The organism is bacterium (assembly GCA_021371935.1).
Lineage (GTDB): Bacteria > Armatimonadota > UBA5829 > UBA5829 > UBA5829 > UBA5829.
The window spans coordinates 80977-96231 of sequence record JAJFVF010000012.1 but is presented as its reverse complement, the minus strand read 5'-3'; the positions used below and the strand labels follow the sequence as shown (position 1 = coordinate 96231).

The 15255-nt window shown below is 50.8% G+C and carries 12 protein-coding genes; 7 read left to right on the top strand and 5 right to left on the bottom strand.

Annotated features, from left to right (window positions below; genetic code table 11):
• The first annotated feature begins 10 nt into the window (after window positions 1–10).
• From LLG46_09120 to LLG46_09110, 3 genes are all read left to right on the top strand, one after another.
• Window positions 11–904 carry a sugar phosphate isomerase/epimerase gene (locus LLG46_09120; protein MCE5323457.1) on the top strand — a complete coding sequence of 298 codons (894 nt, stop codon included), beginning with the start codon at window positions 11–13 and terminating at the stop codon, window positions 902–904.
• Between the two features lie 4 nt (window positions 905–908).
• Window positions 909–1583, top strand: coding sequence for a PIG-L family deacetylase (locus LLG46_09115; GenBank protein ID MCE5323456.1), 675 nt, complete (start codon window positions 909–911; stop codon window positions 1581–1583).
• Between the two features lie 297 nt (window positions 1584–1880).
• Window positions 1881–2807 carry a choice-of-anchor A family protein gene (locus tag LLG46_09110; protein ID MCE5323455.1) on the top strand — a complete coding sequence of 309 codons (927 nt, stop codon included), beginning with the start codon at window positions 1881–1883 and terminating at the stop codon, window positions 2805–2807.
• A gap of 124 nt (window positions 2808–2931) precedes the next feature.
• On the opposite strand, the gene LLG46_09105 is transcribed toward LLG46_09110, so the two are convergent.
• The 5 genes from LLG46_09105 to LLG46_09085 form a co-directional block, all read right to left on the bottom strand.
• Window positions 2932–5058, bottom strand: a complete 2127-nt coding sequence (locus LLG46_09105) for a HEAT repeat domain-containing protein (GenBank protein MCE5323454.1) — start codon at window positions 5056–5058, stop codon at window positions 2932–2934.
• 402 nt (window positions 5059–5460) lie between these two features.
• Window positions 5461–5877 (bottom strand): nucleoside-diphosphate kinase, encoded by a 417-nt coding sequence (gene ndk / locus LLG46_09100; protein MCE5323453.1) that lies wholly within the window; start codon window positions 5875–5877, stop codon window positions 5461–5463.
• Window positions 5874–6812: a hypothetical protein gene (locus LLG46_09095; protein MCE5323452.1), complete on the bottom strand. Its 939-nt coding sequence runs from the start codon at window positions 6810–6812 to the stop codon at window positions 5874–5876. Before LLG46_09095 ends, ndk begins: the two co-directional genes overlap by 4 nt.
• Complete coding sequence (gene cdaA, locus LLG46_09090) at window positions 6809–7681, bottom strand: diadenylate cyclase CdaA (protein MCE5323451.1); 873 nt, start codon at window positions 7679–7681, stop codon at window positions 6809–6811. The genes LLG46_09095 and cdaA overlap by 4 nt, the downstream gene beginning before the upstream one ends.
• Before the next feature lie 214 nt (window positions 7682–7895).
• The gene (locus LLG46_09085; GenBank protein MCE5323450.1) at window positions 7896–8234 is read right to left on the bottom strand and encodes a hypothetical protein; all 339 of its coding nucleotides are present in this window, start codon (window positions 8232–8234) and stop codon (window positions 7896–7898) included.
• A 203-nt stretch (window positions 8235–8437) separates the two neighbouring features.
• Here LLG46_09085 and LLG46_09080 point away from each other — a divergent pair, with 203 nt between their 5' ends.
• The 4 genes from LLG46_09080 to rpsA all read left to right on the top strand — a co-directional run bounded on the left by LLG46_09080 (window position 8438) and on the right by rpsA (window position 15202).
• Complete coding sequence (locus LLG46_09080) at window positions 8438–10207, top strand: hypothetical protein (GenBank protein MCE5323449.1); 1770 nt, start codon at window positions 8438–8440, stop codon at window positions 10205–10207.
• A 42-nt stretch (window positions 10208–10249) separates the two neighbouring features.
• Window positions 10250–11890 carry a family 10 glycosylhydrolase gene (locus tag LLG46_09075; protein MCE5323448.1) on the top strand — a complete coding sequence of 547 codons (1641 nt, stop codon included), beginning with the start codon at window positions 10250–10252 and terminating at the stop codon, window positions 11888–11890.
• 139 nt (window positions 11891–12029) lie between these two features.
• Window positions 12030–13331 carry an SGNH/GDSL hydrolase family protein gene (locus LLG46_09070; protein ID MCE5323447.1) on the top strand — a complete coding sequence of 434 codons (1302 nt, stop codon included), beginning with the start codon at window positions 12030–12032 and terminating at the stop codon, window positions 13329–13331.
• Between the two features lie 260 nt (window positions 13332–13591).
• Window positions 13592–15202: a 30S ribosomal protein S1 gene (gene rpsA, locus LLG46_09065; protein MCE5323446.1), complete on the top strand. Its 1611-nt coding sequence runs from the start codon at window positions 13592–13594 to the stop codon at window positions 15200–15202.
• Window positions 15203–15255 lie beyond the last annotated feature (53 nt).

Genomic DNA, 15255 nt, shown 5'->3' with positions numbered 1-15255 from the left:
GGAGTAGAAATTGCCGCAGCGGTTACGCCTTGGCCTGTCAAGCAGCGCCTTTATTTATCTGATGCCCAGAGAGATCGTCGAGTGCATGGGACCTATGAGAGTGCTCGATGACAGGCAAAATAAGATCATGATCGACTTCACTCGCCGGATGATGGATGCCATAAACAGTTCTGATGTTGCCGCCCTTGAGTGCTATCACTCAATGATATGGGACTCCGACAAGGTTCTTGAGCCGATACTGGAGAGTCAGAACATCGAGTTCTGGTCAGTCCACGCTCCGTATGGCCGCTTGCTGGATTCTTCCTCGCCCGACCCCGATATACGCGATGCCGCATTCAAAGCCTGCTGCTCGGGAATTAACGTCGCTAATAGATTAGGTGCGAAAGTGGTCGTTGTGCATCCAGGATCGAAATCCGATTATGAAATGCCCCATTTCGAGAGGCTCAAGCTGGTACCGGAAGTGATGGCAAAAGTCGCCGATTATGCCGCAGAGTATGATATAAAGATCGCAGTCGAGCCTCTTCCAAATGACGAGGTGGGCTGCACTCTCGAAGAAGTCTTGTGGATACTGGACGAGATCGACAGGCCGAACGCAGGCGTCAATTTCGATGTCAACCACCTATTTCCCGCTGTAGCCATACCCGGCATGATCAAAAAGGCAGGCAAGCGTATATTCAGCACGCACATATCCGATCAGGACGACCATGAGCGCCACTGGCTTCCGTTTGAGGGCAAGCTCGACTGGGGCGCAGTCCTCGAAGCGTTCATAGAGATCGGCTATCAGGGTCCCCTGATCTATGAGACCCACATAAAGAATGTCCAAACTCCCAGACAGGCTGTTCAGTTAGTGGTTGATAATTACAACCGGCTGATAAAGTTGCCTGTGGGACAGAGCATCCGTTGAAGCCATGTCCATATCCGCGAACAATCCAGCCCAAGACAACTCATCCCGACTGAGCCGGATATTCGAGGCGAAGCGGGTCCTGTTCATAGGCGCGCACCCGGATGATATCGAGTTCTACTGCGGTGGGCTGGTCCACATGCTCGGCAAGAACGGCACACAAATCACATTCGCGATAGCCACTCGCGGAGGCAAAGGGCATAATGGCTGGATGAAGAAACGGCTTGAAAAGCTGAGGACAACCCATCAGTTCCGTTCCGCAGCCATTCTCGGCGGCGTTGACGTGGTATTTTGTGATTATCCCGATAAGTCTCTTGCCAGTCACATAGATGCCTATGCTTCCGATCTCAAAACACTCATAAAGAGCACCGATCCGGACATTATATTTTCCTGGGACCCCGACTATATCTACAATCCTCACCCGGATCACCAGGCCTCCGCCGATGCAGGCGCTTTAGCGTCGGCAGGCCGCCATATCTTCTACTACGGCACTCGTGAACCCGATCTATGGGTAGGTTTTGATGAAGATGTATATAGTGTCAAGCTCAAATCACTGCGTGCGCACCGCACCGAGACTCCGTGGTATTACTGGCTGCTGATCCGAGGGGCATTTATTAAGAAGCTCATTGGCGAGGGAGCAAAGGTCAGCCGGCCCTACGCCGAGACTCTGCGAAGCTACTAACCTGCATTATTCACGAGGAACGTGAATAATGCTCTCAGAGACCCGGATTATGCGATATGCGCATAATCCGCGCTAAACAAGCAGACGAACTTCCAATCCATCCATCCAACAGCAACTTGACGCCTGCATGTCACAATCATGCCATTATATGCGTAACTATTAGCCATATTGTGGCAATTAGTGAAATTGCAGTTGCGCTAATTATGAATCATGGAGTAATATATGCATGTGCTAAGGCATGCATGTGATCGATATCGTATCGGTCATGCAGAATTAAAGGATTATGGAGAATATAGGATGGTTGTATTCAAATGGATTCGCAATGCTGCTTTTTTGGCCATATCAATTTCCCTTCCTTTGAGCGCGCAGGCATATAATCCTCTCAGCTCAATAAGCGACTACAACGCGCTTATATTCGGCAATGCTCAGGCAGCGGGCGGCGGCACGGAGGGTCGCATGGCAGTCGGCGGTGACCTATTGGCGAAATGGTACGGCGTGGGCACTTCATTGACCCCGGATGCCTCCAGCTACAGTCTCATAGTTGGTGAAGACTTGAATGCAGAGGGAGCTTGGCAGGTCTATAACGGAAACACGGCCTATGGGGGTGAGCTTATCTCCTCGCCTTCGACCTCTTCGTCATATACGATCTCAAATAATTCAGATGTCCTCGACTTCGAGTCATTGTTGACCGGCATGCAGTCTACTTCAGACAATCTGACCAGCCTTACGAGCAGCGGCACTTTTGTCTATGACGGCTACAGCACTGTAACCCTCACAGGCACCAGCGACACGCTGAATGTCTTCAACCTGACGGATGAACAGGCGACAGTCTGGTCAAATGTCAGCTCACACGTAATCAGCGCCCCTGCTGGCTCCACAGTCATAGTCAATGTCGGCGGTGAAACCTGCACCCTAAGTTATGGCATGACCCTCAATGGGATCGACTGCACCCATGTGCTGTTCAACTATTATGATGCATCATCACTCACTATCAATTCCATGTCTTTGCAGGGCAGCCTGCTTGCTCCAGATGCCGCACTCACTCTCAACTATGGGGGCATAAACGGCATCACAGTGGCGGGCAGTTCAACTCAGAACAGCAGTTCATTCCGCAGCTATGCGTTCGATGGGGACGTGCCAATGGTGCCCGAGCCGAGCACGCTTGCCGTATGTCTTACAGGTCTGGGTCTTGCAATCCCTCTCATACGAAGAAGACTATGCTGATTCCCGATCTCAAGTGAGGTAGTTTCCATCGAGTACGAGCCATGAGTGATGCCTCCCCGGATTGTTTCCGGGAAGGCATTTTCCAGTTCGATGTCCATCGGGACACAGCAATAGGCTAAAATATCTAATCGCCAGTTTGACTAGTCGACCACCACTGCTGCCATTTTTCCCGATCCTGACCAAAGTCCTGTCCGGTAATCTTCTTTAGAGAATAGGGACCTGCCTGAATCAGCGCATTGACATGGGCAGAGACAGAGATTGCCTGTGCATCAATTTCGATCTTTTCGACTTTTGCATAGCTTCCGTATTGCTCGGCCATGTCGGATTTCACAGTGCTGTCCACTTTCGCGCTGAGAATTCTGCGCTCTTTCTTTTTGTCCTTGGCACTGAAAATAGCGTTGGCAAGGCCTGATCCTAATGCGGCTCCAATTCCTCCCGCTAATATTGCTGCCGGGCTTGCGCCTGCCATCACCGGCACCGGCGTCCTCGTTGTTCGCGGCGTATACCCACCACCCTGATTCCCTTTTTTCGAGTCCGGCGTATTCCTATTAGGCTTTGTCAGCACATATGAGATGCTGCGTCCTGAGCCATAAGAAGTCATGTCATATCTGTAATCAGCGACCGCCTTAAAGTCATTTGCCTCACAAGTCTGAGCTATTTTAGGCACCGCACCCATAGCCATAGGTCCCATTGCACCTAGTGTGATGACTGCCTGGATGTTTGATGGGTTCTTTGCCTCCTCAACAATCTCAACAAGCGCATTCACGGCGTCATCGGGTGCAATTTTTGCCAGACAATTACCTGCGTGTTCCAACACATCCAGACTATTGCTCATTTTTACTGCGTCGATGACGCTCTGAAATGCCTTTGCATCGCCGATCTTGGCCAATGCATCCATTGCAGGGACAAGGACATTTGGATCATTGCCACTGACTGCCTGCATCAGAAAATCGGTAGAACTTGAGTCACATACCGCAACCAGTGACTCAGCCGCAGCATCCCTGACTTGGGAGTTTTTGTCATTAAGAGAGGAGATTAGCGGCTCTACTGATTTTGAATCGCCTATAACTCCCAGTCCCCCGGCTCCCTGTTCTCTAACATTTGGATCCTTATCTTTCAGCGCGTTTATAAGGACATCCTGAGCTCGTTTGTCGCCGATTGCTACCAATGCGGATATTGCGCAGATTCGGTCATTTGCATCTTTGTTCTTTGTCAGCTTGATGAGCGGCTCCACTGCGCGCGGGTCGTTAAAGGAACCAAGCGTGTAGATGGTCTTGATCCGCACTGCCGCATCTTTGTCTTTCAAAGTTGCAATCAAGGGCTCCACCGCACTATCGTTTTTTAGCGAACCGAGTGCTGAAACCGCTGCGAGCCGTGTTGTAGAATCCTTATCTTTGAGTGTTGCAATCAATGGTTCCACAGCACGCACGTCTTTAAGCGACTCAAGTGATGAAACCACTGCTGCTCGGGTAGATGCATCCTTATCATTTAGCGCTGCTATCAGGGGTTCAACTGCTTGGGGGTCTCCGATGTCACCGAGTGCTTTCGCGGCTGCGGAACGTATATCCTTGTTTTTGTCTTTCAGCAAGTCGACCAAAGATGCAATTGCCCGTGGGTCTTTTGCATAACCAAGCGCACGCACCGCCATTTTACGTGCATCTGTGTTTTTGTCACTGAGTTTTGCAATAAGTGAATCGACAACTCCCTGGTCTTTTGCCACAATAATCTGGCAGATATCTCCATTGTCATTGTTTGCAGCGCTTTCTATTGGAGTAACGCCCTTTTTTGATGCTGCTTTGGGGTCAGCACCTTTGTCAAGCAGCAGTTGCACAAGTTCCTTGTTGCCATTTGATGCAGCAATGTGCAGTGCAGTCAGATTATATTGCTTTTCATTAGCATTAACATCGGCGCCTTTGTCAATAAGTAAAGTGACGACATCCACGCTGCCTCCGATAACAGCCATATAAAGTGGGGTGTAGTCATCGGAGAATTTGGCATTAACATCCGCGCCTTGTGAAATAAGGTAATCGGCAACCGCCAGATGGCCTTTCCATGCGGCGCAGACGAGAGGAGTTCCGTCCGACTTGCTCATGGAATCTACCAATGAAGGCTCTTTTTCAATAAGTGTACGAACACTGTCGAGGTTTCCTTCTTTGGCTGCATCGTGAATTGCTCCTCCCCAAGCTGAACTCAACATGCCGAGGGTAAGTGCCGTGCATACGGCAAGCATAACGCAAAAATGTTTGTTCATAGTTTTCTCTTCCTTCATTAATCAGAATTGAATTATCAATCATCCGTGCGACACACGGCATTACAGTAAATACTGTACATATTTACTGATGTCCTTCTTTGTGCACAAACTGACTCAATTTGCATGCATGCACTATAATGATGACCGCGAAAGGCGGGCAGTCAGAGATATTTATTCTGGCTGACGAGTTGTATGGACTATGAAATGAAATTCAGGGGGCTAGAGGGTTGCAACGTGTTATTCGAGTGTGTTTACTCTGTTATGTGGAGCGCTGCGTTTTCAACAGCCTCTAGGCTTCTACATTGCAAATATCGGCGTCGAGGCAAGACGTTCATGGGGCGAGGACTCTGTGGATATTGGCGGGACTTCAACCGATATTAGTTGGGTCTGGTAACAGCACGATCAATTACCGATCTCGGGAAACCACAGTCCGATCTCATATGCGGCAGTCTCCGGTGAGTCCGAGCCGTGTATGAGGTTTTCGCGAGTGCTTATAGTAAGGTCTCCCCGGATTGTTCCCGGGGAGGCATTTTCTGGCTTTGTAGCGCCCATAATGTTTCGCATCAGGGCGATCGCATTTTCGCCTTCGACCACCATCGCCACCACCGGTCCCGATGTAATGAAGTCCACCACAGCCTCGAAGAAGTCTTTTCCTTCATGGACGGCATAGTGTTTCCTTGCAAGTTCACGTGATGGGACGAGCATCTCCATAGCAGCGATAGTGAAGTTGCGCCGCTCTATCCGGCCTATTATCTCACCGATGAGCTTTCTAGCGACCCCATCGGGCTTAATCATTATGAATGTTCTTTCGGCCATCAATCACCGGCTCCTATATAGACTCCCACTTTCACGCTGCCATGTCCCGATATCTTTACTCCCGGCGGCACCCTCAGGTCAACATCGCGAGTAATTGTCTCGCTTACTCCTTCGATCGAGACTCTGTCCGTGGTAATTGTGCTTATGCCTGCCAATGTGCTTGGTTTACCCATAAGAGTCACCGATGCCGGAACGGTCGTCACACGATTGACTTTAGCCGGATATTTTGGTTCACCCTGGACGTTAGGGCTGACTATCACTGTTTTAGTTGCAGGCACTTCCACCAGTTCGATTTTTAGCCTCACTTTTTCAGGCGAAAGAGCTATGTCTTCCACCTTACTTCCGCTTGAATCGAGAGGTGTCAGGGCAAAATAATCATCTATGGACTGATCGGAGAACTGATTCGGCAGGGTGAGCACAACTCTCTTTACTTGCGATACCTGGGTGCTTTTTCCCGATACCGAGACGCTTCCCGGCGCCAGTTCCGGGTTAGAGTATGAGTAACCAAGCGGCGGAGCAGTAGGGAACTTTACCTCAACCGGCAGTCTTTTGCCGCTGAGAGCCTCTATGTGCACTTTGACGGTTTTGGGGTTCACCTTGACGTCGAGTTTGTCCAAATCCGCCGATGCCACCCCAAATATGTTTGCTTTTATCTTGAGTGTTTTTTCGATCTTTCCAAAACTCGGCTTTGCGGAACTCAGGTCCACTACTGCGGTCACTCTTTGTATTGAGTCTGTAATGGATTTGAGGCCGCTTATCGTCACGCTTGCTTCGTCCAGACTGACATCTGCCACATATCCCTTAGCGATGTTGATGGATGAAATCGGAACATTATAAGTCTTTCGTGCTCTCGGGTTCTGTTCGGCATTTACATACATAAACAGGCCGACAGCCACGCCGAGGGCAAGCAGTTTATAAAAGAGATTGTGTTGGATCATCTCAGTCTGGACCTGGCCTTCCTGATGGTGCCGTTAACTCTGCGTGCGAAATCCGACCTGTTTCTTTTTTCGTCAGCGATCCCAGAAAGGTTTTTAAGTCTGCGTGTAAGTGATTCTTCATTCAAGCCGCGGTGGAGTTTCCCTTCGAGCGCAAGTGAGATTGTGCCCGTCTCTTCCGAGACCACCACCACAGCGGCGTCGCTTTCTTCAGCAACACCGAGTGCAGCCTTGTGCCGGGTATGTATCATCGTTCCTACGTGGGCGCTTTCACTCAGTGGAAGTGTGCATCCGGCGGCGATAATTCTGTTGCTTCGAATAATGACCGCGCCATCGTGTAGAGGGCTGCCGGGGTTAAAGATAGAGCCTATCAACCCCTCGCTTGCCTGTGCATCCAGACGAGTGCCGGTAGCGGCAATATCGTCGAGTGAGCTTTCACGTTCTATGACAATTAGTGCACCGATCTGTCTATCGGACATCCTGCATGTCGATTTCACAATCACCTCGACAAGTGATGAGCGGTCTTCTTCATCCAACACGCCCAGTCCCGACCCCCATCCGGCGAACCTGCCCATGTTTTCGAGCGCATGGCGAAGCTCAGGCAGGAAAAGGATAACAATCGCGACCGGTCCCAAAGGCAGGAATGAGCGCAGTAAATAGTTGAGGGTCTGAAGATGAAGCCAATCGGTTATCGGAACGAGAAATAGGAAGAGCAGCAGTCCCCAGATGATATGCCATGCCCGGCTGCGTTTGGACAGCATAATCAGCCAGTAAACAAGCGCGGCCACGAATATGATGTCAAAAAATGTTGAAATAATGTTGGTCCACCCCGCAGCCGCGAGGTCTTTAAGCCATGCCCCTAAGAAGTCCAATTTACCTTGTCCGATGAGTCAGTTGCCTGTTGTGTCCGCTCTAATATTACACTGTAAGTATAACATCCGCACACTAATGTGGTCAATATTTCTTCGTAAATTAGTGTCAAAAAATTAATGTGTTCAGGCCGTTTCACAGATGAATATTTTGAATGCCGCAGATAAGCATTAAGAGCAGTGATGCTGCGCAGGTCCAAGAAAAATCACTCAGTACTCACTTATTTCGAGGTCTACTCTTCGGGTCTGCCGGCAGTGTGCCCGCCTTGATCTCGACAATATTGCTGACCCCGTCCTTATCGGCGTCTTTCCTTTCAATGGCCTTAAGGCTGCTGGGTTCAACCTTGGCTTTTTCAAGCATCTTGCCATAGCAGTTGAGTCCATCTGTCCCTGCGGGCGTTGTGTGGCAGAGTGCGCACTTTGCTTTAGTGATAGCGCTGTTGGGCTTGGGGTTATAGAGATCGTTAAATGTTTTGACCCACGTCAGGGTGGCTGACGCTCCTGTGCAGAGCGCGACCACCAACACCACCAGGAAAATAATTCTCATAAATCTCAATATGAGTCCTCCACGATTTGGGCATTACCCAAAAAGCATGGAACTATAACTATGTCTGCTTATCCTTGACACCAGGAATACCTATATATAGAATAGCCATGAAAGAGTGAATAAATCAAGGGGAGTAAATGGGAAAAGGCTAAGCGGCTTTTTCCCTTTTTAAAGTTATGTGTGTCTGTATCCGCAGGACAACCGGTATTATTTTGATTGTTGTCTTGTCTTTAATCCTGGCCGGATCGGCGTTGGCAGAGTTCAAGCCGAGGGTGGGTATTGCGAACGCAACGGTCACCATCAACGACCTGCCTGTAGTAAAGTTCAAGGTTGGCAACGGCTCTCTCACTTCCGCCAGGAGGGCTGAAATTACAGCAGGGCGTCTGATCCAACTGGTAAAGTCTGGGGTTGATCCGAAGAGTCTGTATGCAAAGGGCGATAAATCTCAGGGTCGAGTATATTCTGGCGACACAATGATCTGCATCGCCACATCCTCCGATGCAAAGGCAAATCGCACGGATGCCTTATCGCTTGCAGTCTCCTGGGCATCCAATATCAAATCTCTGCTTTTGATGCCTGCAGTTGTGCTCAGCGACAGGCGGCTGACCGTGCCTTTGGGTGAAAACAGAATTGTCTCAGTTGGTGGAGCCGCTATCGGCAAGATTACCGCCAGTTCTCAGGACATGAATACCGCATCGGCCATGGCAGTGACGGGCTCGCGTTGTGTTCAGGTAACAGGCCGAAAGCTCGGCGACACAGTCATTGATGTAAGTGTCGACGGCGAGAAAGCAAGTTTGCCTGTAAGTGTAAAAAAGTATGCAGGCTATATTTCAGGCAGGGCTGTTGCGGAGGTGACGGGCAATCCCTGTCCGGCTTCAACCGTCTGCTATGCCGTCAGACAGGCCATTACCCGCAATATCATGGTCGAACCTGGAGCAAGATTGGAGCTTGGCTCGGTCGACTGCCGTGGTGATGCGCTTCCCACAGCCAGGGAACGAACCGCTAAAGTCGACGTCCGCATCAGTGGTCCTGGTTATATTCCATTAAGTACAAAAGCGGATGTCAGTGTTCACAATATCGCGATGCGCCGCAGCGAAGTGAGTCAGCTCTTCTATAGCAATGATCCCGAGCGCCTGCTCAAATATCAGGTGCTCTTTGCCGGCAAACTGACGGACAACAAGCCGACCAGGGTGCTTTTCCATCACCAAAACGCCATGGGCAAGAATGTCCATTTTCTGGTGGATGTGATAAACCCGAACCTTACTCCGATCAGAATCAAAGTTGCACGAGCCGTATCCAGTCCCATCACCGACACAGTGCTTGTCGGGTATCAGGCGAGTTCTTCATTTTTGAAGGATGACCGCAGTGATGTCAGTGTAATAGAGACCATACCGCCCGAGTCTCGCCTGGTGCTTGTCTCGGATATGCTCGGTCATCTTGACACCACCAGCGGCATATTACAGATCACCCAGATAGACGGCGGCGAGTCTTATATCAGGATCGTTGCCAATCCGCCTGGTCTCGATAACGTTGCGGCGGGTGATATAGCCTCGGCGCCGAACCCTCTTGTCCTGACAATGAGCGAGCATATCTATCCTCTTCCGGTCCTTGATGTAAATGCAGACTATGTAGTGGGCAAACGGTGGGCGTTCATTCCAATCGGCAAGCATGCCTTAACGGATGCCACCGAACAGAAGAAGCTCTACGGCAATTATGGTGTAACGTACCAGATTGACGTTAAGGTAACGAATCCGACCGATACTACAAAAAAAGTGACAGTGGTGTTCGATCCGAGTGCGGGACTCGCATCCGGGGTATTTATTATTGACGGAGAGTTCGTATCGACGAAGTATATCAAGCCGCCGTCAGAATTTTCGCTAAAGTCATATCGGCTCAGGCCGGGCGAAGTGAGGTATGTAAGAATAGTGACTCTGCCGGTGGCGGGATCGAACTACCCCGCAACTCTTGTGGTGAGGTCATAACGACCGGGATTCCATATGCCCGGTCGTTTGGGCATATGCAAAATGCGTTACATACTTATATTGATAGGGATATCGCTTATGTGGGTTCAGCCGGGCGCTGCGGCGAACAGCAATTTAAGTGCAATATGCAGGCAGAGACACCTGCAGGGTCGAATAATCTGGTTTGATGCCGAGGCCAACCTCCGGCACTTGTCCAGTCGCAAAGGTGTTGCTGAGACCGTCCGAAGGTGCCGAGACGCCAACATCAATACCATCATTGTGGACGTGAAACCCCTTTCGGGTCTAGTGCTTTACAGGAGCAGGATAGCTCCTCGCCTGACCAGTCTCGATGGGGCCGCATATCCGCGAGACTATGATCTGCTCAAAGCCGTTGTCGATGAAGGTCACAAAGCAGGTATAGCAGTCCATGCTTCCATAAATGTATTTTCAGAGGGCTCACAGAAAGCAGGCGGTGGTCCTGCATTAAGGAACCGCGACTGGCAGTGCGTTCAATACGATATGGATCGTGCTGTCTGCACCAGCGACGGCCAAAGCAGGCAGCTCCATTCAGCCGACGGTCCATATCCTGGGAATATATGTGCTTACGGTTCCAATTCAGCTCTAGCCGGTGATCTTCCACCGGACACCACCTATGTAAGAGTATCTGGCGACGGCCAGGCCAGCCGTCCCGAGCAGATTACGGGACGCGCTCATCTTGCTGCGCCGGATGGTGGGTTTATCCTGTTGGCAGACAAGGAAGCCGGCGCATGGCTTAAGCATGCAGCCGAAAGCGGCGCAAAATTTACTCTCAAAGGCGAGGCCGCCATGCGCCGTGTCAGCGAGACGGATAACGTCCACCATGCGGTATTTGTAAACCCATGCAACCCGGATGTGCAGGCATATGAGCTGAGTATTGTGCGTGAGATAGTTGAGCACTACGATGTAGACGGCATCGTACTCGACCGCATGCGCTACCCAAATATCTACACTGACTTCAGTGATGTCACCCGCAAACAGTTCGAGAGCTTCATTGGTCGAAAAGTCAGCAAGTGGCCCGAGGATGTTTTTGCCAGACCGCTTGCTCCCGGAGATATCGAGCGGGGACCACTGTTCAAGGAATGGCTGAAGTTCAGAGCACAGGTAATTCGCGATTTTCTTGCTCAGGTCAGGCACACAGTCAAGTCCATCAGGCGCGGAGTCCGGCTCGGTGTATATGTAGGCTCGTGGTATCCGGTCTATTTTGACGTGGGTGTAAACTGGGGCAGTCCGAGTCACAGCGCACCTGATCTGGACTGGTGGCCGGACGGCTATGAAGAGACCGGCTATGCCGATCTCGCGGACTATATATGCACTGGCTGTTATTACACATACCCCACTCGCAGGGAAGCCCAGGCCAGGGGCGAGGAAGACTGGAAGAGCGTCGAGGCGGCTGCTGAAGAGTCAATGAATGCAATAAAGGACGAGACTTTCGTCTATGGCAGTCTATATCTGCGCCAGTATAACGGCCGCCCGGACAAGTTTCTAAAGGCGGTCAGGCAGTGTCTCGCCAAGACTCAGGGCTGCATGCTTTTCGATCTTGTGTATGTTCGCGATTACGACTGGTGGTCGGTGCTCAAGCAGGCATTTCCAAAGCCGATGAATGCTCCACATGAAGCTCCGGCACTGCTTTCGCAATCACGAAACAGCAGGTCCACCGGCAGCTAATGTTTCTTTTCCAGTTGGAATGAGTCGGCGTGAGATGAATATAGTTAGTCATTCGGGCTGGATATCCGATCCAGCCCGAAAAACTATACGCTTTGCCAAGCAGCAATAATAATGCTTTTAGTTTTTGGAGGAGAAAGTGATGGAAATGTATTTCTGCGTGCGAATCGTGCTCACAATGCTTGCCGTATGCAGCAATGTTTGCACAGCAGTGCGCTCGACAGACGAACCCTCGATGGCCGTGGTGGTCGAGCCCGGCACATATCAGGCTCAATGTGGTGACATCGAAGTGCCGACTGCTGTCACACTCAGAATGGATACTCCTGAGCGAAAAGATGTGCATTCAGAAGAGCATGTTTTGTCGGATGACCCTGCAGGCTCATTTGCCGGGGGCACTTTTCTCGATCTCACATGCGGTCCAGTAGACAGATATACGCGCCTGCCGTATGCAATCATTCCAGAGTCCGTCAAAGTGCATTCTGAAAAGGCTGGTGGCATCCTGTATAAAGAGGAAATGGACTATATGCTCGATCACGACTGGGGAGGCATTTCACGAGTAAGCACCAGCAGCATTCCCAAAGGGGCAAAGGTATACATAGACTATGCAGTCACCGATGAGCGGCTGGATATCGTGCAGATTTCTCAGACCGGCGAGCTTGCCGTCAAGAAGGGAATATCAGCACCTGTTTGCCCCGCTCTTCCCGATGCCGACAATGGCTGGAAGGCGCTCGACAGCATTTATGTCACCCATCGTACTACGGTAATAGAACCGAGCAATATCTATCCCATGCCGGCAAAAAACGCTTCATGGAGAGATTATATCAATGTCAGCGGCGGCAATTATCTGAACCATACAAAGAGTCTTCTGCATGAGGGAAAGCCCGTTACCATAGTCTGCTGGGGCGACAGTGTCACACAGGGCTGTTCACCGAGTGTTCATTCCAAGTGTTATGTCGAGCTGTTTCGCGCGTCGCTTAAGGATGCATATCCAAACTCAGAGATAAATCTGAGGAACGCTGGTATAGGCGGTACGACCACTGATTCGAGGAGGGACGGCTACGATGAAGAGGTCCTTTCGTATAATCCTGATCTGATCACCGTCGAGTTCGTGAATGATGTCCATATGCCGGAGAAGATAGCATCGAATTGGAGTGAGTTCATCGAGCGTGCAAGGCAAAGCAACCCGAATGTAGAGTTTATCCTGCTAACTCCTCACTTTATGACACATTCCTGGAACGCCAACTTTGAGAAAGCCGCCGCCGCAATGCGTCAGGCAGCCGTCGATAATCAAGTAGCTCTGGGTGATACGGCACACATATGGGCTAACCTCAGGTCGCTGGGAATCCCTTATGAGACTCTTCTAGCAAATGGCATAAATCATCCAAATGATCTGGGTCATGAGTTTTTCGCTGCCACACTGATGGAGTTATTGGCTTCTGATTGAAATGGATTAATCGGCACGAAGTAAAATTTGACGCTGAGCGATTAAGAGGTTATTATAAAGAGTCGAGCCATCGGTATATGGAGTTTCACCGGCGAATGTTCTGCCGGACAATTTTTGGGATACAGTCGGTAATGCATATACTGATCTGTATTATTTGATTTTGCCGGCCATAATGGCTTGCCCCGTGCGGCTTTCGAGCTGCTTGGGATGACTAGTAAAAGCGGGTGTGTTTTTCAAGCCCGCGAGAGGAGTGTTGAGCAATGTCTGATGAGAATGTGGAGCGGGAGCAAACGTCCGTCCCTACGCACGAGATGTCCGAGACCCCATTTGGTTCCAATGCAACTGAGCCTGAGCAGGTAGACGAGACTTCCAAGCCTGTTGAGGAACCGGTATCGGTTGAAACCGAGGAACCGGCATCAGCTGAAGCTGAGGAACCGATGACCATGGAGGCGGCGATGGCCCAGATGGGTGGTGCCGGAGTCGATTATTCTGGGACATTCAGGTCATTGTCTCCTGGCGATGTTGTCGAAGGTGTAGTTGTGCACATCGACCGAGAAGGCGTGCTGGTAGATGTAGGAACGAAATCGGAAGGCGTCATCAAGCCCAATGAACTTACTCGCGATGCCAGTCTCGAGCCTGAAGAAGTCGTCTCAGTTGGGGAGAAGATCAAGGTTTACGTTGTTGAGTCAGAGAGTCAGGAAGGCGGGCCTGTTCTTTCCAAGAAGAGAGCTGATTTCGAGAATGCTTGGGACAAGGTTGACAAGGCATTTGCCGAGAAGGAAGTAGTCAAGGCGATGGTCACCGACCGCGTCAAGGGCGGACTTGTAGTCGATCTTGGTATCAGGGGTTTTGTCCCCGCGTCACATGTCCAGAGCGGCAAGCTCAAGAACCTGGATAAATTTGTCGGCCAGAGCATGCCTTTTAAAATTATCGAGGTTGACCGCGAGCGCAGGAAGGTAGTGCTTTCCAACAGGCTCGCAGTGGAAGAAGAGCGCGAAGAACTCAAGAAAGAGACAGTTGCGACACTTGCGGTAGGTCAGATACGAGAAGGCATTGTTCGCAGGCTCACCGATTACGGTGCATTTATTGATCTTGGCGGTGTTGACGGTCTGCTGCACATTTCCGAGATGAGCTGGACGCGAATCAATCATCCGTCCGAGGTTGTAAAGGTCGGCCAGAAGATACAGGTGATGGTTCTCAAGCTCAACTTGGAGCAGGGCAGGGTATCTCTCGGTTTGCGGCAGATACTGCCTGACCCTTGGGAGGACATCAAGCGGCTTTATAAAGTGGGCGATGTCTTTACCGGTGCAATTTCCAGGCTCGTTCCATTCGGTGCATTCGTGCAGGTTGAAGGTGGGATAGAGGGTATCATTCCCAACTCCGAGCTTGCCGTCAAGCGTGTCAACAATCCTGAAGAGGTAGTCAGTGTCGGCCAGGAGGTAGAGGTCAAAGTAATCGACCTTCGGCCCGACGAGCGGCGGCTGACATTGTCCGTAAGGCAGTTGCTGAATCAGAAGGAGAAGGAGCGCGAGGACACTGAGTTTCGCAGTTATGCCCAGGCCAAACCCGAGACCAAGACCACAATCGGTGATCTGATCGGCGAGCAGCTTGGCGAACTTGACTTTGGCGATAAGAAGGAGAAGCCCGCCAAGAAGTCGAGGTCCAAGGCAAAGAAGGAAGATATCTCAGAGGCGCAGGCATTGGCCGAGGCTCAAGAAGAGCTGGAGATGGTTGAAGACATCCAGGCCGAGGTGGAGCCGGTCTCCGAAGTGTCTGAGACTCCCGCTGCAAGCGCCGAGACCGAGGAAGCACCTGTCGAGACGGCAGCCACTGCTGCTGAAGAGGGTTCTGAGGAATCCGAGGCTAAGTAGGTCGGCTTCAGCCAGAAAATTGATTTTATGCCGAGCAGGATTCGGCTTAAAAG

Coding starts and splice junctions, on each gene's coding strand:
- LLG46_09115 (MCE5323456.1), top strand. CDS start 909: ATGTCCATATCCGCGAACAATCCAGCCCAAGACAACTCATCCCGACTG.
- LLG46_09110 (MCE5323455.1), top strand. CDS start 1,881: ATGGTTGTATTCAAATGGATTCGCAATGCTGCTTTTTTGGCCATATCA.
- LLG46_09105 (MCE5323454.1), bottom strand. CDS start 5,058: ATGAACAAACATTTTTGCGTTATGCTTGCCGTATGCACGGCACTTACC.
- LLG46_09095 (MCE5323452.1), bottom strand. CDS start 6,812: ATGATCCAACACAATCTCTTTTATAAACTGCTTGCCCTCGGCGTGGCT.
- LLG46_09075 (MCE5323448.1), top strand. CDS start 10,250: ATGCGTTACATACTTATATTGATAGGGATATCGCTTATGTGGGTTCAG.
- LLG46_09070 (MCE5323447.1), top strand. CDS start 12,030: ATGGAAATGTATTTCTGCGTGCGAATCGTGCTCACAATGCTTGCCGTA.
- rpsA (MCE5323446.1), top strand. CDS start 13,592: ATGTCTGATGAGAATGTGGAGCGGGAGCAAACGTCCGTCCCTACGCAC.